Genomic DNA, 26,283 nt, shown 5'->3' on the forward strand with positions numbered 1-26,283 from the left:
AGGCTCACATCGCTAGCTAAACTAGCAAACAGGAGGCACGATGAGCGAGACCGAGTATGTCGTCCTTCTGGACGACTTCGGAGGCGAGATCGGCACGGCACCCAAGGCGAGTGTGCACGATAACGAGACACCGTTGCACCTCGCATTCTCGTGTCACGTGGTCAACGGCGACGGCCAGGTGCTGGTCACCCGGCGCGCGCTGCACAAGAAGACCTGGCCGGGCGTGTGGACCAACTCGTTCTGCGGGCACCCCGCCCCCGGCGAACCCATGATCGCGGCCGTCCATCGCCGTGCCGGCTTCGAGGTCGGGCTCCACGTGCGCGATCTCGAACTCACCCTTCCGCATTTCCGCTACCGCGCCGTCGACGCGAGCGGGATCGTCGAGCACGAGATCTGCCCCGTCTACGTGGCCCGCACCGACGAGGAGCCGCAGCCCCACCCCGACGAGGTCGCCGAGTACCGCTGGGTGGACCCCCTCGACCTCGCCGCCTCGATCGCCGCGACCCCGTGGGCGTTCAGCCCCTGGCTCGTCATGCAGGCGCAGCAGATCGACCTGTTCCAGGCCCGACCCGCCGTGAGGAGAGCATCATGATCGTTGCCGTCCCCTCCGCCCCTACCGCTCGGCAAGAGATCGAAGACGCGATCGAGACGGCCCTCGAACGCCTGGAGTACCGCGTCGTGCCGCTGGGCGACGGCGCGCGTGCCCTGGCATCCGCCATCCGCCGCGCCGCCACCGGGGGCAAGCGCTTCCGTCCGCTGCTCGTCGCCGCCGCCTACGACACCCTCGACGGTGACGCTGTGGCGCTCTCGGCGCTCTGGCAGGTCGCCGCAGCCTTCGAGCTTCTGCACACGGCGTTCGTCGTGCACGACGACGTCATCGACCACGACCTCGAGCGCCGTGGCATCCCGAACATCGGGGGCGAGTTCCGCCAACGGGGCCTGGAGAAAGGCGCCGACGAAGCCGGTGCCGCCCTGCTCGGAAACGCCGCGGGGATCCTCGCCGGTGACATGCTCCTGCACGAGGCGGGACGCCTCGTCGCCCTCGCCGATGTGCCGGCGGGCATGCGCGCCGAACTGATGCGTCTCGTCGAGGATGCGGTCATCGTCTCGGCCGCAGGCGAGCTCGCCGACGTCGAGAACGCCGTCTCCGCCGGCGACATCGATGCGATGACCGTGCTCAAGGCCACGCGCGACAAGACCGCCGTCTACTCGTTCTCGGCGCCCCTGCAGGCGGGCGCCGTGATGGCCGGTGCGAGCGAGGCCGCGCTGCACGCGCTCGAGCGCTTCGGCGAACGCCTGGGACTCGCCTACCAGCTCATCGACGACCTCATCGGTGCCTTCGGCGCCCCCGCCGTCTCCGGCAAGGACGAGGGCTGCGACCTCCGCGAGGCGAAGAAGACGCACCTCATCTCCCTCGCCCGCGAGACCGAGAACTGGCCCGAGGTGAGCCTTGCTCTCTCGCAAGCCCACACCGGTCCCGTCGCCATCCGGGCCGCGCAAGCCGCACTCTCGGCATCCGGGGCTCGAAAGGCCCTCGAGCGCATGGTCTACGAGACGCTCGAAGAAGCCACGATGATCGTCGAGGGCGCCACGTTGCCCTCGGCGTGCAAGGCGATGCTGCTCGACCTCGTCGACACCGTGGCGGAGCGCGTTCCGTGAGAACCGCCCGCACGGGACTCGAGCTCTATTCGCAGACGGCCGACGACGCCGCGGCCGCGGTGATCAACCGCTATTCGACCTCGTTCGGCATCGCCACGCGCCTGCTGGGCGCGCGACCCCGCCCGCACGTGCGCAACGTCTACGCCCTGGTGCGTGTCGCCGACGAGATCGTCGACGGCCCCGCCCACGACGCCGGTCTCACCCCCGAGGGCGAGCGCGCCGTCCTCGACGGCCTCGAGAACGAGGTGATGGATGCCATCGCCTGCGGATTCAGCGCCAACCTGGTCGTGCACGCGTTCGCGCGCACGGCCCGCGAGTGCGGCATCGGCGCCGACCTGATCGCCCCGTTCTTCGCGTCGATGCGCACCGACATCGACACCGCCGCCCACGACGACCTGTCGCACGACGCGTACGTCTACGGATCGGCGGAAGTCGTCGGACTGATGTGCCTGCAGGTGTTCCTCAACGCCGGGATGTCGGCGCCCGCCCGCCCGGCGGCCGACCTCGTCGACGGCGCCCGGCGCCTGGGCGCAGCTTTCCAGGACGTCAACTTCCTGCGCGACCTCGCCGACGACGCCGACCGCCTCGGCCGTGACTACCTCGACGGCGCGGCCGACGACGAGCGGCGCACCGCCGTGCTCGACCGGATCGACGCCGACCTCGCCGCCGCGGCATCCGTCATCCCGCACCTCCCGCCCGACTGTCGAGCCGCCGTCACCACGGCGCACGATCTCTTCGCGGAGCTGTCGCGTCGCTTGCGATCCTCACCCGCCGGCGCTCCCCGCGTCCGCGTCCCCGACGGTGTCAAAGCCACCCTCGCCGCCCGCGCCCTCCTGGGGCGTCCTCCGAAAGGTTCCCGCTCATGAGCGCCCAGCGCATCGTCGTCGTCGGAGGCGGAATCGCCGGACTCGGCACGGCAGCCCTCCTCGCGGACCGCGGGCACGACGTACAGCTCTTCGAGGCCCGCGACGACCTGGGTGGTCGCGCCGGATCATGGGCGAGCGACGGGTTCCGCTTCGACACGGGCCCCAGCTGGTACCTCATGCCCGAGGTGTTCGACCACTTCTTCCAGCTGCTCGGCACGAGCGCCGCGGAACAGCTCGACCTGGTGCGCCTCGACCCGGCGTACCGCGTCTACGGCCCTCCCGGAAAGGGCGAGCCGATCGACATCGTGTCGGGACGTGAGGCCGTGCGCGCCCTGTTCGAGGAGCACGAGCCCGGCTCCGGCGACAACATCGACGCCTACCTCGACTCCGCGAAAGACGCGTACGAGCTCTCGACGTCGAAGTTCCTCTACGACCCGTACTCGTCGACCAAAGGCCTGCGCGATCCGGCGCTCGTGAAGCGCCTGCCCACGCTGATCCCGTTGCTCACGCGCACGCTGTGGAGCCGCGTCACCACCGACTTCAAGAACAAGCGCCTGCAGCAGATCCTCGCCTACCCGGCGGTGTTCCTCGGCGGCTCCCCCTTCGAGGTGCCGAGCCTGTACCACCTCATGAGCCACCTCGACCTGGGTGACGGCGTGCTCTACCCCAAGGGCGGGATGACGGAGATCATCGCGGCGATCGAGAAGCTCGCGCGCGAGCGCGGTGTGCGCATCGAGACCTCGACCCCGGTGGATGCCATCATCACCGAGTCGGGCATCGCCCGCGGCGTGCGTCTGGCCGACGGACGCGTCATCTCGGCGGATGCCGTGGTCTCGGGCGCCGACCTCCACCACACCGAGAACGACCTGCTCGAGAAGAAGGACCGCCAGTACCCCGAGAAGTGGTGGAAGGACAAGGTCCCCAGCCCCGGCGCGCTGCTGCTCCTGCTCGGTGTCGAGGGAGAACTGCCGCAGCTCACCCACCACACGCTGCTGTTCACCGACGACTGGCACACCAACTTCGACGCGATCTTCGGGGAGAACAAGAAGATCCCCGACCCCGCGTCGATCTACATCTGCCGCCCGAGTGCGACCGATGACTCCGTGGCCCCCGCGGGACACGAGAACCTCTTCGTGCTGGTCCCCGTGCCGGCCGACCCCGAGAGCGGACGCGGCGGCGTCTCCGGCGCGGGGGACGAGCGCATCGAGAAGGCCGCGGACCGAGTGATCGCCCAGATCGCCGAGTGGACCGGCATCCCGGATCTCGCCGACCGCGTCGTCGTGCGCCGCACCATCGCCCCCGAGGACTTCGCGAACGACCTGCACGCTTGGCACGGCAATTCGCTCGGGCTCGCGCACACCCTGGCCCAGAGCGCGATCTTCCGGCCCAAGAACCGCTCGCGCAGGGTGAAGAACCTGTACTACGCGGGGACGTCGGTGCTCCCGGGCATCGGCCTGCCGATGTGCCTCATCTCGGCCGAGCTCGTCGTCAAGCGCATGACGGGCGACACCTCCCCCGGCCCCCTCGCAGAGCCTGCACGCGCGGCGGTCTGAGGTGCCCGGGATCTACCTGGGCGCGATCCTGTTCTCCCTGGCGGGCATGATCGCGATCGATGTGAAGTACTCGCTGGCGCTGCGCGTGGCCCCGCTGCGCACGACCCTGACGGTGCTCATCGCGACGGCGTTCTTCCTCGTGTGGGATGCCGTGGGCATCCTGACGGGGGTGTTCGTGAAGGGCGAGAGTCCGCTGTTCGTGGGGGTCGAGCTCGCTCCGCACCTGCCGCTCGAAGAGGTCTTCTTCCTGCTGTTCCTGAGTTACCTGTCGCTCGTGTTGTTCGCGGTCTTCGAACGACGGGCACGCGCGCGGGTTCGCGCCGGCATCCGGGGGCGCGCGTGACGTACCCGCTGATCGTCCTGCCGTTCGTGGTCGTGACGGTGCTGGTGACCCTCGCGACGCGTAAGCGCCCCCGGTTCCGCGAGCGCATGGCATCCTCGGGTCTTCTCGCCCTCGTGTTGGTCGGACTCACCCTGGTGTTCGACAACCTCATGATCGCGGTCGACCTCTTCACCTACCCCGCCGAGCACCTCAGCGGGCTGCGCCTCGGACTCGCCCCGATCGAGGACTTCGCCTACCCGCTGTGTGCCGCGTTCCTCGTGCCGGCGGTGTTCACGCTGCTCTCCCCCCACACGTCCCCGAAGGATGCCGCATGACTCTGCCCGCGCTGACACCGGCTCGCATCGTCCGCGAGCTGTTCGTGTCGTCTCGTCCGGTGAGCTGGATCAACACGGCCTTCCCGTTCGCCGCCGCCTACTTGCTCACGACCCGCCAGATCGACGCGCCGCTGATCGTCGGCATCATCTTCTTCCTCGTGCCGTACAACCTCGCCATGTACGGCGTGAACGATGTGTTCGACTACGAGTCCGACCTGCGCAACCCTCGCAAGGGCGGCACGCACGGCGCGGTGCTCGCGAAGCGGATGCACCCGATCACGCTCTGGGCCTCGGCCCTGTCGTGCCTGCCGTTCGTGGTGTACCTCGTCGTCATCGGTTCGCCGCTGTCGTGGCTCGTGCTGGCGCTCAGTCTCTTCTTCGTCGTGTTCTACTCCGCTCCCCCGCTGCGTCTGAAGGAACGGCCGTTCCTCGACTCGATGACCAGCAGCATCCACTTCTTCTCGCCCGCCGTGTACGGCTTCGTGCTCGCGGGGGCCGTCTGGACGCCGCAGTTGGTGTTCGTGTTCGTCGCGTTCGCGCTGTGGGGCGTCGCGTCGCACGCCTTCGGTGCCGTGCAGGACGTCGAGGCCGACCGTGCCGCCGACATCTCGTCGATCGCGACCGCCCGCGGAGCACGGTGGACCGTGCGCTTCGCCCTGGCCGCCTACGCGTCGGCCGGGGTGGCCATGCTCTTCACCGCCTGGCCGGGGCCGTTGGCGGCCGTGCTCGTGATCCCGTACCTCGTCGTCTGCTGGCCGTATCGCAACGTGACGGATGCCGAGAGCGACCGCGCCACCGCCGGGTGGAACCGCTTCCTCTGGCTCAACCAGATCGCCGGCTTCGGCACGACGATGCTGCTGATCTGGTGGTGGTTCCTCAGCGCATAGCGCTCCTGCGTCCGGCGCAAGCGGTCGCTGCGGCCGCACCACACGTCGCCGGACCCCCCGCGTCGGGCGCCCCCGCTGTCTTGAGTGTCCAAGACTCGCCGTCGAGGAACGCGGCGACCGGCGTGTCCTGGACACTCGACGGGTCCTCGGCCGGGAGGAGGGCGCGCCGGGGGTACGACGACGCCGGCGCCCCGCGGATGCGGAGCGCCGGCGTCGTGGTGAGGTGATCAGCCCGCGGGCGTGGCCTCGGGGGTCGGGGTCGGGGTGGACCCGCCACCCTGGCCCTCCGCCTCGAGGGCGAGCAGGCGCTGCACCGCCGCCGTGAGGCGAGCGTCCTGCGTGGCGAACGCCGCCAGGTCTCCGCTGGTCAGAGCTGCCTGTCGAGCGGTGAGCGCGTCGCCCGCTTCCTGCAGCGCTGCGGCGTAGTCGCCGGCCGGGACGGTGGCACCGCCGCCGGTACCACCGGTGTCGCCGCCCTGGCCCTGATCGACCGGGGTGACGGCCTCGTCGCCTGTGTTGGCACCGGAATCGCCGCCGAACAGGGTGTCGAGGGCCTCGCTCAGCGTGTTCTCGAACGCGATCTCGTTGCCGAACGCCACCAGCACGCGCCGCAACTGCGGCAACTGCGTGTCACCGGACGACTGCACGAACACCGGCTGCACGTAGAGCAGACCACCGCCGACGGGGAGGGTCAGAAGGTTGCCGTTCAGCACCTCCGACTGTCCCTGCTGCAGGATGTTGATCTGCGACGAGACCGCGGTATCGGAGTCGAAGGTGTTCTGCACCTGACCGGGTCCGGGCACCGTGGTGGCCGCGTCGATCACCAGCATCCTGAGGCGGCCGTAGTCGTCGCGTTTGGAGCCCGCCTCGTCTCCGGCGTTGGAATCCACCGCGAGATAGCCCGTCAGCACGTTTCGCGCCTGTCCACCCTGGGATGCCGGGATGAAGCTCGTGAACATCGAGTACGACGGGTCGTCCTGGCTCGGCATCTTCATCGTCAGGTAGTACGGCGGCTGGAAGGTCGCCGGGTCCTGCGGGTCGTTCGGGGTCGTCCAGCGGTTGTCCTGACGGTAGAACGACACCGCGTCGTCGACGTGGTACACGCCGAGCATGGAACGCTGCACCTTCATGAGATCGGTCGGGTACCGGACGTGGCTCATGAGATCGGCCGACATGGCGCTCCAGGGCTGGAGCGAGCTCGGGTAGATGTTCTGCCACGCCTTCAGCAGCGGATCCTCGTCGTCCCACGCGTACAGGTCGACCGAGCCGTCGTACGCGTCGACGGTGGCCTTGACCGAGTTGCGGATGTAGTTGATGTCATCCAGAGCGTAGGTCGGGGCGGGGTTGTTCGAGTCGGCGATCGCGCGGGAGAGCGAGACACCGGTCGAGTACGGGTAGTTCGCACTCGTGGTGTACCCGTCGATGACCCACTTGATGCGACCGTCGACGACCGTCGGGTAGGGGTCGCTGTCGAGCGTGAGGTACGGCGCCGCCTTCTGCACGCGCGACTTGGGGTCGCGGTCGTACAGGATCTGGGATGCCTCGTTGACGCTGTCCGAGAAGAGGATCTGCTCGGACTGGAACTTCAGCGCGTAGATGAGGCGGTTGAAGACGTTGCCCACGCTCGGTCCGCCGTCGCCGTCGAACGTGGTGCGGGTCTCGGTGCCGCCGTCCGCGCCCAGCGGGTAGTCGAGCTCGATCGGATCCGTGCCTTCGGGCGCGCCGACGATCGAGTACGTCGGCGACTGCTCGCCGAAGTAGACGCGCGGCTGGTACTGCAGGTCGGTGAGGAAGCCCGTACCGGGGATGGCCTGCTCGAGGAACACCGGGTCGCCGTCGGCGGTGCGCTCGTTACCGGCGGCCGCCACCATGCCGTAGCCGTGGGTGTACACGAGGGTGGTGTTCTGCCACGAGGCGGCGTCGCCGAGCTGGCCGATGTTCAGCTCGCGCAGCGACACCACGGTGTCCTGGGTCTGCCCGTTGATCGTGTAGCGGTCGACGTCGAGAGGGTTCGTGAACTGGTAGTACGCGCGGTACTGCTCGAGCTGACGCACGGTCGGCCCGATGATCGCGGGGTCCATGATGCGCAGCTGCGCGGTGGACTCGGCGTCGTTGCGCAGCTGTCCGGCCTCGGCTTCGGTCGTGGCCTGGAAGTTCTCCTTCTCGACGTTGTCGATGCCGTAGGCGGCCTTCGTGCCGTCGAGGTTGCGCTGGTAGTACTGGCTCTCGAGGGTGAGCTCGTTCGGGCGCACCTGGAAAGTGGTGACCGCCCACGGAATGGCCGCGCCCACGACGACGGCCGAGACGACGAGCAGCGCCGTACCGATGAGGGGGTAGCGCCACCGGCCGAGGAACGCCGTGACGAAGAACGCCAGGGCGACGATGACGGCGGCGATCGCCAGGATCGTCTGACCGGGGATGACGGCGTTCGCCCCCACGTAGCCGGGGCCCGTGATGCGCTCCGACGGCTCCACGAGAGTGCGGAAGCGGTCGAGCCACAGGCTCGCACCCTGCAGCAGCAGGTAGAGACCGGCGAGGATGGCGAGCTGGATGCGCGCGGCCTTGGAGATGCGCAGCTCGCGCTGGCCGACACGCACGGAGCCGTACAGGTACGACACGACGCCCGTCAGCAGCAGGCACACCAGCACCACGGCCGAGGCGAACCCGAGGGCGGCGGCGTAGAACGGCATCGCGAACAGGTAGAAGCCGGTGTCGAGGCCGAACTGCGGGTCGGTGACGGAGGTCGCCACGCCGTTGATCCACAGCCAGGTGGTCTCCCACTGCGCGGATGCGGCGAAGCCGGCGAAGAAGCCGAAGAAGATCGGGATGCCCCACATGGCGAGGCGGCGGAGCGGCTCCACGACCTCCTGGTAGCGATCGAGCTGCGAGTTCAGGCGCGCGTACACCGGGCGCAGGCGGTAAGCGAGTTGGATGACGCCCCACACCGGCACCGCCATGGCCAGGAAGCCGACGACGAACATCACGCTGCGACCGATCCACTGCGTGGTGAGCACGCCCGTGAAGCCCAGCTGTGCGAACCACAGCCAGTCGGAATACAGGTTGGCGAAGACGAAGAACGCCACGACGAGCGCTGCGATCACCGCCAGGGTGATGGAGACGATCCGTCGGGAGCGGTTGGGGGGCGTGGCCTGGTTCGGCGCTGAGGTCGTGGTCACCCCCTCATCCTAGGCGTGGCCTTCTCGGGGTAAGCCGTGAATGCTACGATCCCGAACCACACGTCGGGAGGGCGTCGAGGTCGCCCCCGTCGCGCACGGTTTCGAGCACCGTCAGGGACTGCTCCAGCGTCGAGGTCGAGAACACGCGCAGACCGTCGGGTACGTGGCCCACGACTTCGTTGCAGTTCGCCTCGGGGGCCAGGAACATCGTCGCGCCGGCATCCACTGCCCCGTAGAGCTTCTGACGGATGCCACCGATCGGTCCCACGTTGCCGTCGGCGTCGATCGTCCCGGTGCCGGCGTAATGCACGCCACCGGTGAGGTCGCCCGGCGACATCTTGTCAATGATGCCGAGCGCGAACATCATTCCCGCGCTCGGGCCGCCCACGTCGTTCAGCTGGATGGTGACGTCGACGGGCAGATCGAACGAGATCCCGAGGCCGACGCCCAGGAGGTACTGCGTCTGACCGTCCGCCGTCGTCTCGCGGGGGGTGACCTGCGCGGATCCCGGGATGCCATCGCGCTCGAAGCCGACGGCGACCGGGCCGCCAGCGGCATCCTGGACCTTCGAACGGATCCCTTCGACGCTCGTGACGGCCGTGCCGTCGACCGAAGTGATCACGTCGTTCTGTTGCAGCCGACCGGCGGATGCTCCGTCGTCGTCGATGGTCATCACGGTGATCTCCGCCGGAACGTCGTATCCGAGCTCGCGGAGGGCGGCCGCGCTGGCCTCGTTCTGCGAGTCCGTCATCAGGGCGGCGTTCTCGGTGTTGCGCTGCTCGGTGCTCTGGCCCGCGGGGAAGATGCGGTCGATGGGCACGACGGCGCGGGAACGGTCGAACCACGCGCCGGCGAGCTCGAGCCACGACGGGGTGCGCTCGCGATTGCCGCTCACCTGCACCGTCAGCAGGTCGAGGCGACCGGTGGTGGGGGTGTCGTCCTCGTCCGGGACGGAGATGAGAGGGACGTCCTGCCCGTCGGCGGTCTTCGAGGTGCCCAAGGTGTCGAAGACCGGGCCGGGCTGCTGGATGACGTAAGCCGACGGAAGGAAAGTGAGGGTGAGCAGAACGAGCGAGGCGACGGTGAGCGCCCACACACCGACGACGGAGCGACGACGCCACCTCTCGCGGGGCGCCGGCACGACGGCGACGTTCTCATCGAACAGGGTCACGGTGGGGAATCCTTTGCCGGGTCGTTCGCGTGCGGCGTAAGCGGCGCGAGGCCGGGCCGGCAGATGCGGGGAAGCGTGCGACTAGCGTAGGACTCGTTCCCCCAGACCTGGCTGAAAGGCGGCCGAAATGGCAGACGAGAACCGCGGGCCCGACGACCGGAGCCCCGAGGAGGAGTTCCAGGAGCTGATGCGCCGCCTGATGTCGGGCGACACCAGCGGGATCGACCCCGAGCAGCTCTCCCGCCTGTCGGGCATGCAGATCGACCCCGCCATGCTGCAGCAGGTCATGAACCAGCTGCAGGGCGCGTTCGCGGGCACGCAGGAGGGCGTCGACTGGAGCCTGGCCGAGCGCCAGGCCCTGCACATCGCCAACCAGGACGGCTTGGGCGTGACCACGGGTCAGCGCACCGACCTCGACCAGGCGTTCACCCTCGCGGGCCTCTGGCTGGGCGAGGCGACGACCATCGCCGACCTCCCGCGACCGCCCCGCGCCGTCACCCGCGGCGCCTGGGTCACCGCGACCCTGCCGGTGTGGCAGGAGCTCGCCGAGCCCGTGGCCACGAGCATCGCCGACGCGCTGACCGCAGCCCTCGGCCAGCAGGCACCCGAGGACATGCAGGAGATGATCGCCGGCGCGGGGCGCCTCATGCGCACAGTGGGCGGGTCGCTCTTCGCCACGCAGCTCGGTCACGTCGTCGGGCGGCTCTCGACCGAGGTCGTCGGAGGCGGCGATGTCGGCATCCCGGTCATGCCCGACGGTGACGCGGCCATCCTGCCTCAGAACTTCGCCGACTTCGGCCGTGATCTCGAGATCCCCGACGACCAGTTGGCGCTGTATCTCGCGACGCGCGAGCTGGCGCACGCCCGCTTGTTCCGTCACGCCCGCTGGCTGCGGCTGCACGTCATCTCACAGGTGCGTGATTTCGCGCACGGCATCCGCGTCGACACCGACGCCCTCGAAGAACTCGCCTCGCGCTTCGACCCGTCGCAGCCGGAAGAGCTGCGTGGTGCGCTCGAGAGCGGAGCACTGCTGCCGGAACGCTCCGAGGAGCAGACCGCGGCCCTCACGCGTCTCGAGAACCTGCTCGCCACGATCGAGGGGTGGGTCGACGTCGTCACCGAAGACGCGACCTCGCGGCTTCCGTCCGCCGCGCGCATCGCCGAGGCCGTCCGCCGGCGTCGCGCGGTCGGCGGCCCCGCCGAGCAGGCGCTCGGCTCGCTCGTCGGCCTCGAACTGCGTCCGCGCCGCATGCGCGAAGCAGCGGTGATGTGGCGTCAGGTCACCGACGCGGTCGGCTTCGAGGGGCGCGACGCGCTGTGGGACTACCCCGACCTCATGCCCACCGCCGACGACATCGACGACCCGGCCGCCCTCATCGCGCGCCTCACTGCCGCCTCCCGCGGCGAGGCGGCACCTTCGGATGCCATGGACGACGCGCTCGCGCAGTTGCTGGCGGAAGAAGCCGACGGCGGACGAGCGGATGCCTCCGCCGGTGAGGCCGGAGGCACGGGGGCCACGCCCACCTCGAACGACGACCGGCCCGACGACGAGGCCTCGCCGGGCGACAGCCGGCCGGTGTAACTCTCGCGCTCTCACGCGCCCGGGGCCCAGACGTGTGGTCTTGCCCCGGGCGCGTTCGTTCCGGCGGTGATCTGGGGGGTCTTCCCCCGCGCCGGTGCCGGCCGCGGGCAGGGATGGCGGCGTCGGCGGTCAGAACCTTGGGCGACGGCTTCACGGCTCCTCCCCACGCGGCGGTGTGCGGCCTCGGGTGGGGACAACGGCATCCGGGGTAGGTGAGGCGATCAGGATCAGGCCATGATCCGACTCGATCCCTCCGCTCTGCCCCTCTGGCGTGACGACGGCCGCGTGCAGTTCGGCGCGCCCGCACTCGCTCGCACCCCCTTCGCCGCTCCGTGGGTCGACGTCGTGGTCGCCGCTCTCGTGGCCGGCACGACCCGGGCAGAGGTGCGGGGTCTCGCGCGCGTGCACGGCGCAGCCGACGGCGACGGCGACGCGCTGCTCGACGCGGTGGCGCCCGCGATCGCGTCGAGCCGGCGGCAGGCGCCGACCATCGTCCAGGTCGCCGACGATCTCCCGACGCGTGTCGTACGGGCCGTCCTCGCCGCCCTGCCGGCGCGGACGAGCGTGTTCCCCTGGGCGGGATCGGCCGGACACCGAATGCCCACCGGTGCGCAGGTGATGCTTCTGGCCGCCCACCGCGTCGACCCGCGGCGCGCGGCCGCGCTGCTCAGCGACGACGTGACGCACATCCCGCTCACACTCGACGCGGGCAGCGCCACCATCGGTCCCGTCGTGGTCCCCGGTCGCACCGCGTGCCTCTCCTGCCTCGACGCCGCGCGGTACCGGGAAGACGAGCAGTGGCCCACGATCGCCGCGCAGCTCCTGGGCCGCACACGCCCCGACGTCGACGTCGCCCTCGCCGCCGAGGCGGGACGCGCCGCCCGGTTCCTGCTCAGCGCACCGATCGAGACGACGACGAGGTCGCTGCACCTGCGCGCGGACTCGTTCCGGCGGGCCTGGCAGATGCATCGCCCGGACGAAGACTGTCAGTGCCGATCTCCCGGAGGAAACGGGATGGAGACCGCTCCATTCGCCCTCGACCTCGCGCCCAGCTCACCGACAGCGTCCGCGCTGCGCGCGTGACACCGACGTAGGCGAGGCGCCGCTCCTCGTCGACGGCCTCGAACGTCTTCGCGTACGAGATGGGCAGCAGCCCCTCACTCACCCCCACGAGGTAGACGTGATCCCACTCCAGACCCTTCGCTGCGTGGAGCGTGGCGAGCGTCACCGTGCGCGTGGTCGGCTCGTGCTGATCGCGCGCGCGTGCCTGCAGGTCGTCGGTGAACGCGCGCAGGTCGGTGCCCGCCGGCGCGTCTTCGGCGAGACGCAGCAGTGCCGCCCGCGCCTCCCACGCCTCGCGCAGCGCACCGCCGGCAGCCGGCGGATCGTCGGTGAGTCCGACGCTGCGCAGCACATCGCGCACCGTGGCGAGGAAGCCGGTCTCCATCGGAGCGACCGAGGCCGCCCGAAGCGCCATCAGCGCCTGGCGCACCTCCGGCAGGTCGAAGAACTTCCGCCCACCCAGCACCGAGGCCGCGACGCCGACCCCCGACAAGGCCGTGAGCAGCGCCGCCGACTGCGCGTGCGCGCGGTAGAGGACCGCGATGTCGTGAGGGTCGACCCCGCGGGTCAAGGAGTCGGCGATCGACCGCGCCACGGCGGTGGCTTCCGCTTCGTCGTCGTCGAATCCGCGCACGGTGGGCGCGGGCGTGTCCAGGGCGTTCGCCGCGACCAGTTCGAGGGCGCCCGCTCGTCCCCGCATGAGATCGTTGGCCACGGCGAGCACCGGGGCCGTGGAGCGGTAGTTGCGCTCGAGCCGCACGACGCGCGCGTCCTCGTGGGTGCGCTCGAAGTCCAGCAGGTACCGCGCGTCGGCCCCCGTGAACGAGTACACCGTCTGACTCGCGTCACCCACGACGCACAGGTCGCGGCGATCACCCAGCCACAACTCGAGGACGCGGTTCTGCAGGGGCGAGACGTCCTGGTACTCGTCCACGGTGAAGTGGCGATACTGCTCGCGCACCGCGGCGGCGACGTGCGGCTCGGCCTCGATCATGCCGGCGCACGTCAACAGAACGTCTTCGAAGTCCATCTGGCGTCGCTCGTCCTTGAGCTTCTCGTACGCGCGCTGCAGGGCGACGACCTGGTCGACACCCAAACGACCGACGCCGTCCGGACGATCCGCGGCGTACTGCTCGATGGAGCGCAGGGTGACCTTGCGCCACTCGATCGCGGCCGCGACGTCGCGCAGCGTCGCGGTATCGGGCGAGAGACCCACACCGTCGGCCGCGTGCGCGAGCATGCGCACCTTGTTGTCGATGATCGAGGGAGCCTGGTCGCCGGCGAGCGTGGGCCAGAAGAAGTTCACCTGCGCGAGCGCGGCGGCGTGGAAGGTGCGGGCCGACACCCCCGACACCCCGAGCGCGCGCAGACGCCCCCGCATCTCACCCGCTGCCTTGGCGGTGAAGGTCACGGCCATCACCCGCTGCGGCGAATACGCGCCCGTGTCGACGCCGTGCGCGATCCGTCGCGTGATGACGCGCGTCTTCCCGGTCCCGGCGCCGGCGAGCACGCAGACCGGCCCCCGAAGGGCGCGGGCGGCTTCGAGCTGATGCTCGTCGAGATCGTCGAGCGGGCCGGTCACGCGATCCCCCGGTACCAGTCGTCGATGAGGCGTCTGGCGATGGATGCCGCGCCCGGCAGGCCCACGTCGGACTCGCCGCGCAGCGCCGCGCCGACCTCATCGCGGGTGAACCACCGCACCTCGACGATCTCCTCGCCGTCGGGGCGAGCGGCGGCGTCGTCGACGACCCGTGCACGGAATCCGAGCATGAGCGATCGCGGGTACGGCCACGCCTGCGAATCCCGGTACGCGATGTCGCGCAGCCGGACCCCGGCTTCTTCTTCCACCTCTCGGGCGACGGCGTCTTCGAGCGACTCCCCCGCCTCGGCGAACCCGGCGAAGCACGAGTATCTCTGGCCACCCCACGCGGCGTTGGCTCCGAGCAGGATCCGGTCGTCGGATTCCGCCGACGTGAGAAGGACGATCACGGCCGGATCGGTGCGCGGAAAATGCTCGCGCCCGCACTCCGGGCAGTGCCGTGACCAGCCGCCCTGGCGCACCTGCGTACGGGTGCCGCACGCGGGGCAGAAGGGCGCGTCACGCAACCAGCCCGCCAGCGCGACGGCGGTGGTGAGCACCTCGGCCTCACCGGCCGGGAGATCGCCCCCGGCGGCACGCAACGGCGCCCAGGCGGCATCCGCGACGAGGTCGTCGCGGGCGTCGTCGGTGAGGACGGCGAGCACGATCGCTCCCCCGTCACCGTCCCTGCCCAGGAACGCCCACTCGCGAACGCCCGGAACGCCGGTCCCGGACTCCTCGAGGGAGGACCCCCGAAGCCGGCCGACCTCGGTGAGGGCGAGACGGCCCCCGATGAGCGGCGCGGCATCGCGGCGCACGGCGAGCACGCGGGTCGTGGGGTCCTTCAGGAGGCGGGGCAACAGGTCGGGGGCGTCCCGCTCCGCAGCCGAACGGTCGACACGGACCTCCGGACCCGCGGCGGACGGCGTGAACGCGGAACGCGACATGGAGCACCTCTCTCACGAGTGGACGGGCGGGCGGTTCCGGCGCGAGCTCCCCGCTCAAGGGCGTGGCGTGGACGGCGGGGCGAGAGGCCCACCTACCCTGGGAGGCATGGCACGCTCGCCCCTCATTTTAGCTGCGTCGGCGACGACGGCTCTGCCCGGCACCGTGTTCACCAGCGCCCGGGTCCTCACCGAGAACGCGGGCGGACGGTTCGACTCGGCTGTCGCGCGCACCGACGACGACCGCGAGGTCGTCGTGCGCATGCCCGCGGGAGACGAGGGTGCGCATGACCTCGCCGCGGAGTCGCGGGCTCTGCACGCTTTGACCGCCGGCGTGCGCGCCCTGCTGCCGTTCGCCGTGCCCGAGGTCCTCGGCGAGAGCGGGTCCGGTGCGCAGCGCGTGCTCGTGGTGGACCGCATCGACGGCTACCGCATCGATCCCGGACAACTGCCGAAGGGGCCGGGCTACGCACCCGCGATCGGCGGGGCACTCGCGGCGGTCCATGCCCTCCCGGCGTCCATCGTGCGCACCGACGGTCTGCCGGTCCGCACGGCCGAGCAGGTCCGCGACGACGTCCGACGTCTGCTCGACCGCGCCGACGCCACGGGACGCGTCAGCGACGACCTCATGCTGCGCTGGCGGCGGGCGCTCGACGTCGACGACCTCTGGCGGTTCGAGTCCGCGGTCATCCTCGGCGGCGCGACCAGCTCGTCGATCGTGCTCGCCGACGACGCCGACGGCATCCCTCACGTGGTGGGGGTCCTCGACTGGGCCGGCCTCAGCGTCGGCGACCCGGCGGTAGACCTGCGGTGGCTCGCATCCGCCCCCGCCGCCGCCGACGATGTGCACGAGGGGTATGCGGCAGCCGGTGACCGGTCGCCCGATCCCCTGCTGCGCGAACGTGCCCGCCTGTACGCCGAACTCGAGTTCGCCCGGTGGCTCGTCCACGGTCACGACGCCGGGCAGGTCGATGTGGTCGACGACGCGGTGGCCCTGCTGGATGCCCTGGCCGACGGCGTCCGCGGCGATCACATCGTGCCCGACACGCGCAGCGACATCGACGACGCCATGGCGCTCGTCGAGAGCGTGCCGCCCGTCTCGACGCCCGGGCGCGTCGACACGTCGATGCAGACCGACGCCTATGACCCCGAGGCCCTCTCGCTGTACCTCGCGGTCGAGCGCGATCGCGCGGCCGCCGCCGAGGCGCTCGCCGTCGCGATGGATGACCGCGCGAATCCGGATGCCGCCACCGGCGCCATCCACGTCGACCAGCTGCCCGAACCCGACGGTGTGGACCGTGACGCCACCGCTCCGGTCGACCTGGACGGCTGGGGTGACGACGCACCGCGCGCCGCCGCCGCCGACGCCGCGGGAACGCCGGACCAGCGCGACGCGACGACCGGCACCGCGGACACTTCGGAGGGGGCGTCGTCGCACGCCGACCCCGCGCGCGACACGGTCGTCGACGACGAGGAAGACGCTCTGCGTGCGAGCCGGGCCGCTCTCCGCCGCTGGGGGGTCTCGGGCGACCCCGCCTGAGCCGAACGCCCCGGGCGGATTCGCTCAGCCCCGCAGCACGAGTTCGTCGCCGACGTAGAACAACGTCACGTCGATCAGGTCGATGTCGATGCCGTGCTTGGCGTGGTACGCCTCCCGGTAGAGCTCGAGCTGCAGCATGCGCGCGCGTCGATCCGCCTCGGTGGTGGGGGGCCGACCCGTCTTCCAGTCGACGATCTCGTAGCGGTCGCCGCGGCGGTATACGGCGTCCAGTTTGCAGATCACGACGTGTTCGCGTCCGTCGAGTCGCGTGGTGACGAAGTCGATCTCCGTCTCGACCTCCAGTGGGCGGAGGTTCGCCCACTCCGACCGCTCGAAGCATTCGCGCAGCCGTTGCAGGTCCGCCGCGTCGGCGGCGGAGGCCCCGATCTCGTCGTCATCCCACAGACCGTCGTCGTCCAGCCCGATCCCCGCGCCGACGTGCCCCGAACGCTGCTCGACCCAGGCGTGGAAGAGCGTGCCCAGGCGCGTCTGACGGTACGGACGTTCGGGCATCGGTCGCCGCAGGTCATCGACGGCGCGGCCGTAGTCCGCGACGAAGTCTTTGAACTTCGACGCCGGAATGCGCGTGGGGGCGGGGGCGTGCGTCGGCCGCAGGCGGTCGGCGCGCTCCGCCAGCAGCAGTTCGAGGTCGGCGTCGGCGCGGGCGGGAGGATCCGCTCGCGCGGCGCTCGCGGCCGCCACGGCCGCCGTCACGGCGGTGCGGCGTGCGCCGAGAGGATCGAGCGGCCAGTGCAGGAGCCGGCGCTCCCCGTCGTACGGGTCGTCGCCGAGCTCGCCGACCGCGAGGTCGACGCGCAGGGCCTCCGCTGCCTCCTCGAGGAAGACGCTCGGTCGCCGTGGGCGCTTCGTGCCCGACCAGCTCGACCCCGACAGCAACAGGTGATCGCGGGCGCGTGTGAAGGCCACGTACGCCAGCCGCCGGTCCTCGTCGAGTTGTCGTGCGCGATTGTCGGACACGAACGCCTCGATCGCGGCCTTCAGGTCTTGCTGCGTCTCGGCGCCGCGCCAGCCGAAGACGGGCAGCCAGGCAGAGTCGCCGCGGAACTCGGAGGGCAGGATGCCGAAGCCCAACCAGCCTTTGGTATCGCGTGCCAGCGACGGCAACTCGTCGGTCACCAGCCGCACCACCGCCACGGCATCCCACTCGAGTCCCTTCGACCCGTGAATCGTCAGCAGTTGGACGACGTCGGCCTCGGGCGGCTCGGTGCGCGGGGCGAACTCGTCGGCCTGCTCGGCGTGGTCGAGCCACGCCAGCAGACTGGCGACGGACCCCGACTCGTCGGCCGCGAGGAAGCCGCGGATCTCGTCGACGAAGGCACGCAGCTGGGCCGACGCGATGCGCGCGGGTCCGCGAGACTCGTTCGCGGCGAGCTCGATGTCGAGTCGCAGCTCGGCCTCGATCAGCCTGATCAGCTCGGGGATCGGGGCCCCGGCACTGCGGCGGAGCCCGGCGAACACGGCCCCGGCCTCGCGCAGACGCGCCCGCCCCTCGGGCGTGATGTCGGTCAACCAACCGTGACCGTCGCTCTGACGCGTGACGAAGTCGAGCGCGTCGACGAGCGAAGCACGGTCGGCACCCGGCGTCGAACGCAGGCGGTCGACGACGTCGGCCGCCAGCGGTTGGAGCGCGACGTCGTGCGTGGCGAGGCGGCGCGCCACCTGAGCGAGGGCGCGGAGGTCGGCGAGGCCGACCGCCCATCGCGGACCCGACAGCAGACGGATGAGGGCGGACCCCGCCTCGGGGTCGCTGATGACGCGGAGCACCGACACCACGTCGACCACCTCGGGTGTCGTGAGCAGTCCTCCCAACCCGAGGATGCGATGAGGGATGCCGCGACGGCCCAGCGCGTCGCCGAAGCGGACCATGTGCTTCTTGCTGCGGAACAGCAGCGCCCCGGTCGTGACGCGTCCCTCCGCTGCGCGCGCGGCGCGCACGCCCACGAACCATGACGCGACCCGGTCGGCCTCGGCATCCAGGTCGTTCTCGAATACGGTGTCGACGACACCCGCCGGCGCGCCCGGCCGTGGCCGCAGCTCTTCGACCGCGACCGGCGCTCTGGAGGCGAGCGGTGCCAGGACGGCGTTGGCGGCGTCGAGCACCCGCGCGCTGTTGCGCCAGCTGGTCAGCAGCGAGAAGTGCTGGCATCCGCCCACGGGTGCGAAGGCGACGGGGAAGCCGCCCAGATTGCCCGCGCTGGCACCGCGCCAGGCGTAGATGGCCTGGTGCGGATCGCCCACGGCCATGACCCCCGTTCCCCCGAAAAGGGTCGCCAGAAGGTCGGTCTGAACGACCGAGGTGTCTTGGTACTCATCGAGCAGGACGACGCGGTATCGCGCCCGAAGCTCGTCGACGACGGCGGGATGCTCCTGGGCGATGCGGAGCGCACCGGCGACCTGGTCGGCGAAGTCCATGACACCGAGGCGCGCCTTCTCACGGTCGTACGCCGCGGCGAGGTCGGCGAGCAGTGAGAGCGCCGACACCCTCGTCGCCGCGTCCGCGACCTCTTTGTAGACATCGACGCGGGTGGAGGTCGATGGGCGTTCGACGACGCGGCCGAACTCGTCGGGGAAGGCAGCGAGCCGACCGAGATCGACCAAGTTGTCGACGCCGTCGCGGGCGATCCGCAACGCCGCGTCGATCAGGGTGCGCGGTGACTCCTGGCGTTCCTCCAGGCGGGGGTCGTCGGAGGCGAACACGACACGACGCATGAGCAGCCAGGCCGCGGATTCGGACAACACCGCCGACTCGGCATCCCGCCCGATCCTCAGCCCGTGCTCGCGCACGATCGAGTCGGCGAAGCTGTTGTAGGTCGACACCGTCGGGCGGTGCAGGAGCTGGTCGGCGTCGGACGCCGACGCCGCCGACACCCCGGCCTCGGCGGCGAGGGCGTCGAGGACCTCCCGTCGCGCGGCGTCGCCGCGGGCGCCGTCCGTCTGCGCGAGTTCGCCGAAGACCGCGAGCCTGCCCGCAGCGTGCAGCGCCGGAAGGGCGGGAAGCAGGCCGCGCGACTCGAACTCCGATAGACGCTGCAGCCGCTTCTGGATGCGCTCGGCCAGTTCACCCGCGGCCTTGCGCGTGAAGGTGAGACCGAGCACTTCGTCTCGACGGACGTGCGCATTGGCGACGAGCCAGACGACGCGCCCGGCCATCGTCTCGGTCTTTCCGCTGCCGGCGCCCGCCACCACCAGCGCCGGGGCGAGCGGCGCCTCAATGACGGCCGTCTGCTCGGCGGTGGGCGGGAACTGCCCCAGCGCGGCCGCGATGGTCGCGGCCGACAGACCACCGGTCACGAGGCGCTCACCGCCGAGACCGTGTGGATGCGGCACAGGCCGTACGAGAACTCGTCGCGGCAGTGCACCTCGTAGGGGGCGGCGAAGCTCGTGCCCCGCATGACTCCGACGGCACGCTGAACGCGTGTGACGAATTCTTCGCGCTGCGCGTCGTCGAACGGCTGCTGCGTCGGCTCGGCATAGTCCTTCTTCGTCGCACTCGGCCGGAGCACGAGGAGCTTCGCCCCACCCGACGGCAACCCCGCCACCTGCTCGATGGCGCCCGATGAGAAGGCGAGCTGATAGGCGGCGAGCTGCGGGTTGTCGGCGACCTTCTGGTCGGTCTGCGGTTCGTTCTTGCCGGTCTTGAGATCCACGATCACGACCTCGCCCGCCGGCGTGATCTCGACGCGGTCGATGTCGCCGCTGAGCACGGCCCCGTGCTCGCCGGCGTCGGCGACCGGGATCGGCACTTCGAAATGCCGCTCCGCGCCCACCAGTCGCCCGCCGGCGTCGTCGAAACGCCGCAAGTAGGTGGCGAGCCGCCGCACGAGATCGCGCGCGCGGGTTCGCTCGGCCCGTTGTCTCCAGACGGCATCGAAGGCGAGTTCTCCCCAGCGCTCCTCCACCACCGCCCACAGGTCGTCTTCGGACGACGAAGCCGCCGTTTCGAGCGCCGCGTGGATGATCGTGCCGATGCCTGCCGTCGTCCCCCCACGATCGCCGCCGAGGTCGGCGATCACCCAGTCCAGTTCGCACTCCTCGAGGGCGTGCAGACGCGAGGGCGAGACGCGCACGTCTTCGCGATCGAGGTCGCGCAGCGGTGCGGTGGAGGTCGGTGGTGCCACGCCGTACCACTCGTCGCTCGCCGCGCCGGCGACGTCTGCCGCGGCAAGCAATGCGAGTTGCCCGGCCGCGTGGGTGCGATCAGCCGCGGGGACGCGCGGTGCGGTGAGCGAGCGTCGGTGCCGCGCGACGAGACCGCGCAACGACAACGGATGTTCGGGGATGGATGCCGCGGGCTCGGGCGCCGGGAGCATCTCGAACAACACGCTCGGGCCGGTGTCGTCGTCGTCGACCGCTGTGACGACGAGCAGGTGCTCGGCGCGGCTGAGGGCGCGCACGAACAGACGCAGCTCGTCGTGCATGGCCGCTCGCCGTCGATCGAGCATGCCCGCGGCCGGGAGGTCGGGGTTCTGCACGGCGTCGGCGAGGCGCCAGGTCTCGAGCAGTCCCCCACGCAGGCGCGTATTGGGCCAGACGCCCTCTTGCACGCCGGCGATGATCACCGTGTCGAACGCCGTGCCCGCGGCGGCGGCCGGGGTCAGGATGCGCACCGTGTCGACGACGGCGGGCTGCTCGATGCGGTCTTCCGCCACGTCGCTGTCGAGCACCGCGCGGAGGAAGGTCGAGGCTTCGCCGTCGGGTTCGCGCTCGGTGTAGCGCTTCGCCGCCTGGAAGAGTGCGACGACCGCGTCGAGGTCGCGATCAGCCTGCTCGGCGATGGGCCCGTGCCCCCGTGACGCCTCTCGCCAGGTGCGTGCCAGCGAGCTGCGTTCCCACGCCGTCCACAGCATCTCGTGCGCGGTCGCACGCGATCGCGCCTGAGCGCCGAGGGCTGAGAGGGTCTCGCCGAGGCGGACCGCCCGCCTCGCCTCGCGGGTGTCGACGCCGGCGAGTTCGAGCGGATACCGGACGCCGGAGACGAGCAGGTCGGTCGCCGAGCGCACGCCGCCGTCACGCACCTCGGCGTGCCGCAGTGCCGTACGAAGCCGGCGCAGTTCGATCGGATCGAGGCCGCCGAACGTGCCGAGCAGCGCATCGACGACGACCTCGGGCGACCACTCGTCGGGGTCGGTCATGCCCAGCTCGACGAGGCGCACGAGGTCGCGAACGGGGCGTTGCACTCCGAGCGCCAGGCCGGGTCCGCTCGCCCGGGCCGGGACCTCTCGCGCGGCGAGCTCGGACTCGAGCGTGGCCACCTGACGCGAGTCGTGCGCGATCACTGCGCACGACCCCCACGGCACACCGCCGAGGACATGCCGTTCCCTCAGCAGTCGGGAGATCGCGTCGGCTTCCTCGGCGGGCGAGCGCAGGAGGTAGGTGCGGACCGACCCCTCCGCCGGGGCGCCCTGCGGCGCCCGGCGATGGGCGACGACACCGGCGGCGCCGATGCGCGACGACACCTGCCGTACGAGGTCTATCTGCTCGGGGGTCCCGCGATGCGGCGTCCCCAGGGCGACCGTCGTGCCGAGCTCGCGAGCCAGCCGGGCGAAGTTCTCCGGGGTAGCGCCGCGGAAGGCGCCGGAGGCCACGTCGGGGTCGCCGAAAGCGACCACACCGATGCCGAGGGCGCGGCACGCTCCGAGCACGTCGATTCCGCCGGAGGTGAGTTCTTGCGCGTCGTCGACGAGGATGCACCGCAGAGCCGCGAATCGCCCGAGGAGCTCGCGATCCGCCCGGGCGTCATCGAGCACGGCGACGGCTTCGCGGGCGAGGTCGGCGGCGTCGCGATGAGCCCCGCGCATCGACGCGCGGACGGCGCGGTACTCGTCGGAGAACGACGCCAGCGAGGCCCATACCGGCAGGTCGAGATGGGCGGCCAGGTCGACGAGGTCGGCCGACGACACCCCCAGATCGGTGCACTCGGCGAGGAACGCGCGGACGTCTCCGCGGAACCCCCGGGTCGCCCTGATCGCGGGGCCGAGCCAGTCGGGCCACCTCGAGACGCCGTCGATCTCGTCGAGCGCGTCGCCCTCGAGCAGGTCGCGGATGATCTGGTCTTCATCGCCGCCCGTGAGCAGCTGCGGCGGTTCGGCGCCACGGCGTACCTCGGCGCCGCGCACCAGTTGGAACGCGAACGACGCGACCGAACGCGCGAGCGCGCCGGATGTCGCGCGCCCAACCGCGAGCGCGAGCGGATCGCGCAACGCCGTCGCAGCCGGCCGCGTGGGCGTGAGAACGAGCAGATGATCGGGATCGACCCCGGATTCCACGAGCTCGCGCACCCGGGCGAGCAGCGTCGTCGTCTTGCCCGAGCCGGGGGCGCCGACCACGACGCCGCTGGTCTGCGCCGCCCAGGACGCCACCGCCCCCTGATCCGCATCCAGACCTCCGCCGAGCAGGGCGGATGCATCGGCGGCCACGGCATCCGGAATCTGCATGCGTCCACGCTAAACCGCACCTCCGACATCGCCCCGGTGAAGCCCCGGGGCGCCGCGCCGTCGCGGGAGGAGCGACACCGCCGGCGCCGCGCGGAAACGCGCGTTCGCCGTCCGCGAAGCGCCGCCTCCACCGGACCGTCGACTCGTACCCCTGCCCTAGAGTCGAAGGACGCGCAGGGCCGACCGCGGCCCCGCGAGGAAAGGACGCATCGTGGAGATCCGCATCGGCATCACCAACACCGGCCGCGAACTCAACTTCGAGACCAACGAGAGCTCCGACGCCGTCAAGACCGCCGTCGCCACGGCCCTGGACTCCTCGGCCAGCCACGTCGCCTTCACGGACGTGAAGGGCAACTCCTACCTCGTCCCCACCGCCAACCTCGCCTTCGTCGAGCTCGGCACCGAAGAGTCGCGCCGCGTCGGCTTCGTCGCCTGAGTCCACGACCGTGCAGATCCTGCTCGGCCTCATCCTCGGCGTCGTCATCGGGCTCGCCGCGCACTTCGCGTTGCCGCACCGAGAGCTGCGAGGGGCGCTCCTCGCGCCGCTCGCCGGTGCTGCGGCAGCCGCGGTCGTGTGGACGGCTGCGACGTGGATGGGGCTCGCAGTCGACTCGCCGATCCTGTGGCTCGTCGCCGCCCTCGCCCCGGCCGTGACCGTCTTCGCCCTCGTCCCTCTCGTCTCCCGGGCGCGTTTCGCACGCGATCACGCGGACCGCGAGCGTCTCGGCGTCTGATCGGCGCCAGACCGCAGAACCACCGGCGTCGCTAAGTCGAGCGCCAGGCCGCAAGGCCCGTGGCATCCGTCCGCCGCACGCGTCTCAGCGCCGGCTCGCGTCAGGCCGCCAACCCCATGGCATCCATGCGTCGCGCGTGCGCACCCATCAGGTCGCTGAAGACGGGCTCGACCTTCTCTTCTTCGGCACGATCGAGGTGCCCGTGCCGGAGAGCGGCGCGAGCGACGAGGAGCGTGTCGCCGACCAGGCGTCGCCCCCAGAGGGCCAGGAGCCAGCGCCACTCCTCATCGCTGTCGATGGCCGCGGCGAGGATGTCGACGATCGCCTGACGGTCGTCGTCGGCCTGCAGGATGCGGGCGACGCGTCGCCCCGTGTCTCCGTAGCTCGAGGACAACGCGAGGTAGAAGTCGTCGAGGAGTCCCGCGGTGATGTGCACGGTCAGCATGGTCTCCTGCGGGCGCACGCCGTGGGTGTTGCGGCGGAAGGCGTCGAGCGACTCGCGGAACGGCAGCATGAGGTGCGTGGGGTCGGCTCCCCGTTCGCGGATGAGCGCGACGAGTTCCTGATGCTTGATCAAGGCGGCACCGGCCGCGCGCGAGAGCGACTCCTTCTCGGCGAGCTCGGGGGTCAGGGCGATCAGCTCGCTGAGCGTCTCGAAGAACCCCAGCTGCAGGTACGCGGCCTGGCCGAGGAAGGTCTCGACGTCGGGGGCGAGTTCGGCGAAGTCGACGCGCATCGCCTCGCCGAGGTCACCGCGCGAGCGCAGTTGGAGCGTGCGGCCCACGGGGCGCTGACGACGACGTAACCACGCGAACACGTAGACAGCCTAGGCGTCGGGGGCTCCGGAGACACGCCGGGTAGAGTAGATGGGTCCCGGCAATGGATCGGGACCCCGCGCCTGTGGACGAGTGAGGGCGTGGATTCGACTCCCAGGCGGTCTCTCGCCGCCGGAACAGGCACGCTCATGACGACATTCGCCGAGCTCGGCGTCGACCAGGACATCGTCGATGCCCTCGCGACCAAGGGCATCATCGATGCTTTCCCCATCCAGGAGCAGACGATCCCCCTCGGCCTCCCCGGCCAGGACATCATCGGCCAGGCCAAGACGGGCACCGGAAAGACCTTCGGCTTCGGCATCCCCGTCGTGCAGCGCCTCGGCCCGACACCCGAGCCGGGCGTGAAGGCCCTGATCGTGGTCCCCACGCGCGAGCTCGCCGTCCAGGTCTACGAGGACATGGACATGCTGACGAGCAACCGCCCCACCAGCGTCGTCGCGATCTACGGCGGCAAGGCCTACGAGGGCCAGATCGACCAGCTCAAGGCCGGCGCGCAGATCGTCGTCGGCACCCCCGGCCGCCTCATCGACCTCGCCAACCAGCGCCTGCTCGACCTGTCGAACGCGACCGAGGTCGTGCTCGACGAGGCTGACAAGATGCTCGACCTCGGCTTCCTCGCCGACATCGAGAAGATCTTCTCGAAGGTCCCGCCCGTGCGGCACACGCAGCTGTTCTCGGCGACCATGCCCGGCCCGATCGTGGCCCTCGCGCGCCGGTTCATGTCGAACCCGATCCACATGCGCGCCAACGACCCCGACGAGGGCCTGACCCAGGCCAACATCAAGCACCTCGTCTACCGCGCGCACTCGCTCGACAAAGACGAGGTCATCGCCCGCATCCTGCAGTCCGACGGCCGTGAGAAGGCCGTCATCTTCACCCGCACCAAGCGTGCCGCGCAGAAGCTCATGGACGAGCTGGGCGACCGCGGGTTCAACTCCGCCGCCGTTCACGGCGACATGAGCCAGGAAGCGCGCGAGCGTTCGATGGCCGCGTTCAAGGCCGGCAAGAAAGACGTCCTCATCGCCACCGACGTCGCCGCCCGCGGTATCGACGTCAACGACGTCACGCACGTCATCAACCACACCATCCCCGACGACGAGAAGACCTACCTGCACCGGGCCGGCCGCACCGGTCGCGCCGGCAAGACCGGTATCGCGGTGACGTTCGTCGACTGGGACGACCTGCACAAGTGGGCGCTCATCAACCGCGCCCTCGAGTTCGGCCAGCCCGAACCCACGGAGACGTACTCGTCGAGCCCGCACCTCTACACCGATCTCGACATCCCCGCGGGCACCAAGGGCCGCCTCGTGACCGCGCCGAAGGCGGTCGCGCCGAAGCCCGAGAAGAAGGCCGACGCACCCGTGGATGCCGAGGGCGAGGGCGGTCCGCGTCGTCGCCGTCGGCGCGGCGCAGCGGGTACCACCGCCTCCGGCGAGTCGACCTCCCGCGACGAGGACGGCGCCGGCACGCACGATGGCGCCGGCAAGGAGCACCACGACGGCAACGCGGCGCCGCGCCGTCGCCGTCGCCGCCGCAGCGGTGGTGGCAGCTCTGGCACCCCGACTGCCCCCGTCGCCTGACG

The 26,283-nt window shown here is 71.0% G+C and carries 19 protein-coding genes; 12 read left to right on the forward strand and 7 right to left on the reverse strand.

Annotated features, from left to right (window positions below; translation table 11 throughout):
* Window positions 1-40 precede the first annotated feature (40 nt).
* Genes idi through FHS07_RS11535 form a run of 7 tightly spaced genes read left to right on the forward strand, consistent with a single transcriptional unit; the run spans window position 41 to window position 5,622 of the window.
* Window positions 41-592, forward strand: a complete 552-nt coding sequence (idi, locus tag FHS07_RS11505) for an isopentenyl-diphosphate Delta-isomerase (protein WP_183420023.1) — start codon at window positions 41-43, stop codon at window positions 590-592.
* Window positions 589-1,659, forward strand: a complete 1,071-nt coding sequence (locus FHS07_RS11510; RefSeq protein ID WP_183420024.1) for a polyprenyl synthetase family protein — start codon at window positions 589-591, stop codon at window positions 1,657-1,659. The genes idi and FHS07_RS11510 overlap by 4 nt, the downstream gene beginning before the upstream one ends.
* Window positions 1,656-2,525: a squalene/phytoene synthase family protein gene (locus FHS07_RS11515; protein ID WP_183420025.1), complete on the forward strand. Its 870-nt coding sequence runs from the start codon at window positions 1,656-1,658 to the stop codon at window positions 2,523-2,525. Before FHS07_RS11510 ends, FHS07_RS11515 begins: the two co-directional genes overlap by 4 nt.
* Window positions 2,522-4,078 carry a phytoene desaturase family protein gene (gene crtI, locus FHS07_RS11520; protein ID WP_183420026.1) on the forward strand — a complete coding sequence of 519 codons (1,557 nt, stop codon included), beginning with the start codon at window positions 2,522-2,524 and terminating at the stop codon, window positions 4,076-4,078. Before FHS07_RS11515 ends, crtI begins: the two co-directional genes overlap by 4 nt.
* 1 nt (window position 4,079) lies before the next feature.
* Complete coding sequence (locus FHS07_RS11525) at window positions 4,080-4,421, forward strand: lycopene cyclase domain-containing protein (RefSeq protein WP_183420027.1); 342 nt, start codon at window positions 4,080-4,082, stop codon at window positions 4,419-4,421.
* Window positions 4,418-4,735, forward strand: coding sequence for a lycopene cyclase domain-containing protein (locus FHS07_RS11530; protein ID WP_183420028.1), 318 nt, complete (start codon window positions 4,418-4,420; stop codon window positions 4,733-4,735). Before FHS07_RS11525 ends, FHS07_RS11530 begins: the two co-directional genes overlap by 4 nt.
* Window positions 4,732-5,622 (forward strand): prenyltransferase, encoded by an 891-nt coding sequence (locus tag FHS07_RS11535; protein WP_183420029.1) that lies wholly within the window; start codon window positions 4,732-4,734, stop codon window positions 5,620-5,622. The genes FHS07_RS11530 and FHS07_RS11535 overlap by 4 nt, the downstream gene beginning before the upstream one ends.
* Before the next feature lie 227 nt (window positions 5,623-5,849).
* Here FHS07_RS11535 and FHS07_RS11540 read toward each other — a convergent pair whose 3' ends face one another.
* Together FHS07_RS11540 and FHS07_RS11545 are read right to left on the reverse strand one after the other, a co-directional pair.
* On the reverse strand, window positions 5,850-8,798 hold the full coding sequence (locus FHS07_RS11540) for a UPF0182 family protein (protein WP_183420030.1): 2,949 nt from the start codon (window positions 8,796-8,798) through the stop codon (window positions 5,850-5,852).
* 43 nt (window positions 8,799-8,841) lie between these two features.
* The gene (locus FHS07_RS11545; RefSeq protein WP_183420031.1) at window positions 8,842-9,969 is read right to left on the reverse strand and encodes a S16 family serine protease; all 1,128 of its coding nucleotides are present in this window, start codon (window positions 9,967-9,969) and stop codon (window positions 8,842-8,844) included.
* A 127-nt stretch (window positions 9,970-10,096) separates the two neighbouring features.
* Between FHS07_RS11545 and FHS07_RS11550 the strand changes: the two genes are divergently transcribed.
* Entirely contained in the window at window positions 10,097-11,551 is a 1,455-nt protein-coding gene (locus FHS07_RS11550) for a zinc-dependent metalloprotease (protein ID WP_183420032.1), read from the forward strand.
* A gap of 892 nt (window positions 11,552-12,443) precedes the next feature.
* Here FHS07_RS11550 and FHS07_RS11555 read toward each other — a convergent pair.
* A complete protein-coding gene (locus FHS07_RS11555; protein ID WP_183420033.1) occupies window positions 12,444-14,195 on the reverse strand; it encodes a UvrD-helicase domain-containing protein in 1,752 nt (583 codons plus the stop codon).
* Entirely contained in the window at window positions 14,192-15,139 is a 948-nt protein-coding gene (nudC, locus tag FHS07_RS11560; RefSeq protein ID WP_183420034.1) for an NAD(+) diphosphatase, read from the reverse strand. Before nudC ends, FHS07_RS11555 begins: the two co-directional genes overlap by 4 nt.
* A gap of 106 nt (window positions 15,140-15,245) precedes the next feature.
* Between nudC and FHS07_RS11565 the strand changes: the two genes are divergently transcribed.
* Entirely contained in the window at window positions 15,246-16,676 is a 1,431-nt protein-coding gene (locus FHS07_RS11565) for a phosphotransferase (protein ID WP_183420035.1), read from the forward strand.
* Between the two features lie 24 nt (window positions 16,677-16,700).
* On the opposite strand, the gene FHS07_RS11570 is transcribed toward FHS07_RS11565, so the two are convergent.
* Both FHS07_RS11570 and FHS07_RS11575 read right to left on the reverse strand, forming a co-directional pair.
* Complete coding sequence (locus tag FHS07_RS11570; RefSeq protein ID WP_343054696.1) at window positions 16,701-20,024, reverse strand: ATP-dependent helicase; 3,324 nt, start codon at window positions 20,022-20,024, stop codon at window positions 16,701-16,703.
* Complete coding sequence (locus FHS07_RS11575) at window positions 19,985-23,131, reverse strand: ATP-dependent helicase (RefSeq protein ID WP_183420036.1); 3,147 nt, start codon at window positions 23,129-23,131, stop codon at window positions 19,985-19,987. The genes FHS07_RS11570 and FHS07_RS11575 overlap by 40 nt, the downstream gene beginning before the upstream one ends.
* Window positions 23,132-23,342: 211 nt before the next feature.
* Between FHS07_RS11575 and FHS07_RS11580 the strand changes: the two genes are divergently transcribed.
* Window positions 23,343-23,567 (forward strand): DUF3107 domain-containing protein, encoded by a 225-nt coding sequence (locus tag FHS07_RS11580; RefSeq protein ID WP_055953718.1) that lies wholly within the window; start codon window positions 23,343-23,345, stop codon window positions 23,565-23,567.
* Window positions 23,568-23,577: 10 nt separating this feature from the next.
* Window positions 23,578-23,865, forward strand: coding sequence for a hypothetical protein (locus FHS07_RS11585; protein WP_183420037.1), 288 nt, complete (start codon window positions 23,578-23,580; stop codon window positions 23,863-23,865).
* Between the two features lie 100 nt (window positions 23,866-23,965).
* Here FHS07_RS11585 and FHS07_RS11590 read toward each other — a convergent pair whose 3' ends face one another.
* Window positions 23,966-24,682 carry a ferritin-like fold-containing protein gene (locus FHS07_RS11590; protein WP_183420038.1) on the reverse strand — a complete coding sequence of 239 codons (717 nt, stop codon included), beginning with the start codon at window positions 24,680-24,682 and terminating at the stop codon, window positions 23,966-23,968.
* A 147-nt stretch (window positions 24,683-24,829) separates the two neighbouring features.
* Here FHS07_RS11590 and FHS07_RS11595 point away from each other — a divergent pair, with 147 nt between their 5' ends.
* Window positions 24,830-26,281: a DEAD/DEAH box helicase gene (locus FHS07_RS11595; RefSeq protein WP_183420039.1), complete on the forward strand. Its 1,452-nt coding sequence runs from the start codon at window positions 24,830-24,832 to the stop codon at window positions 26,279-26,281.
* Window positions 26,282-26,283: the final 2 nt, after the last annotated feature.

It is taken from the genome of Microbacterium proteolyticum (assembly GCF_014192415.1).
Classification (GTDB): domain Bacteria; phylum Actinomycetota; class Actinomycetes; order Actinomycetales; family Microbacteriaceae; genus Microbacterium; species Microbacterium proteolyticum.